The organism is Mitsuaria sp. TWR114, from assembly GCF_007997345.1.
This window is the reverse complement of record NZ_VOSR01000885.1, coordinates 1-1,657: the sequence shown is the minus strand read 5'-3', so window position 1 is coordinate 1,657 and position 1,657 is coordinate 1. Positions and strand designations below refer to the sequence as shown.

Sequence of the window (1,657 nt, the reverse complement as noted above, 5' to 3'; positions counted from 1 at the left end):
CGTCCTCGGCCAGGTCGGCCATCCAGGCCTGGCGTTCGGCGGTGCCTTCGGCGCTCCAGGGCGTGAGCCCGGCGTCGCGGACGGTCTCCGCGACCTCGCGCACCTCCTCGCTGCGGCGCCGGCCGTGCTGGATCACGCGCTGGAAGAAATACGCGGCCTGCTTTTCCCACTCGATGCCGGGGAAGGTCTCCTTCAGCGAGGCCAGCACCGCGTCCTCGACGCCGTAATGGCGGGCGGCGGTGAGGCTCTCGATGACCATGGCCTCCAGGCCCTTGATCATGACGCTGCGGCACATCTTGGTCGCGCTGACGATGCCGAGCTCCGCGCTGCCCACGCTGGCGGCGAAGCCCAGCCGCGCCAGCAGCGGCGAGATCGCGTCCGCATGCGGGCCGCCCAGCAGCAGCGGGACCTTGATCCGGTAGGGCGGCACGCTGGTCATCACCGCGCCCTCGACATAACGGCCACCGGCCGCCTGCACCGCCTCGGCCGCCTCGCGCTTGGCCTTGGGCGAGGCCGAGTTGAAGTCCAGCACGAAGGTGCCGGGCCGCAGGCCCGCGGCGGCTGCGCGCGCCGCGTCCAGCGTCTGGCTGGCGGTGACGGCGCTCACGATCAGGTCGGCTGGCGTGGCCACCATCGTCGCCGACGGGCTGAGCCCGACGCCGAACTCCACGGCGTGCTCGCGCATGGTGTCGGCGTCGGCGGACGGTGACTCCAGCTTCAGGTCGTAGGCGTTGACGGCGACGCCGACGGCGCGCAGGTCCTCGGCCAGGATGCGCCCGACCTCGCCGTAACCGACGAGGCCCACGCGCAGTTCGTCCAGCGACGGCGGCTGGCCCTGATCGTTGGCGGCGGTGCTCATGTCAGTCCAGCGAGAGGTTGAAGCGCTTGATCAGCGCGGCGTACTTGGCCGACTCGGCGGAGATGAAGCCCATGTACTGCTCCTTCGTGGTCGGGAAGACGTCGTAGCCGAAGGTGACATAGCGCTCGCGGATGTCGGGCTCGGCCAGCGCGGCCTCGATGTCGCGCTGGATGCGCTCCTGCACCGCCTTGGGCAGCCCGCGCGGCGCGGCGATGGTGGTCCAGCCGGTGGCCTCGTAGCCGGCGGGGCCGCCGGACTCGGCCACGGTGGGGACGTCGGGGAAGGCCGGGTGGCGCTTCGGGCTGGTGATGGCGATGAAGCGGATCTTGCCGGCGCGCTGCAGCGGCCCGGCCGTCGCCATCGTGCCCAGGGCGAAGTTGAGCTCGCCGTTGGCCACGGCCGTGTAGAGCATCGACGTCTCCTTGTAGACGACGTGCGTCATCTGCGTCTGGGTCATCGCCTCGAGCTGCGCCGCGCCCAGGTGCACCGGGTTGCCGACCGACCAGGAGCCGTAGTTCAGCGCGCCGGGATGGGCCTTGGCATCGGCCACGATGTCGCCGACGGTCTTGTACTTGCTGTTGGCCGACACGCCGACGAAGAAATAGGCCTTGAACAGCGGCGCGATCGGGTCGAAGTCCTTGACCGGGTCGTAGGGCAGCTTCTTGAACAGGTGCGGATAGATGACCAGGTGGGCGTTGTCCAGCTGGATCAGGTCGTGGCCGTCGGTGGCGCCGCGCTTGAAGGTGTCGATCGCGATGAAGCCGTTGGCGCCGGGCTTGTTCTCGACGATCACCGGCT

At 70.1% G+C, this 1,657-nt stretch carries 2 protein-coding genes; both read right to left on the bottom strand.

Annotated features, from left to right (window positions below):
- On the bottom strand, positions 1-859 hold an 859-nt coding region (locus tag FUT87_RS25365), incomplete at its 3' end, for an NAD(P)-dependent oxidoreductase (protein ID WP_147242796.1).
- A 1-nt stretch (position 860) separates the two neighbouring features.
- A partial coding sequence (locus FUT87_RS25360; protein ID WP_147242795.1) for a tripartite tricarboxylate transporter substrate binding protein occupies positions 861-1,657 on the bottom strand: 797 nt, incomplete at its 5' end.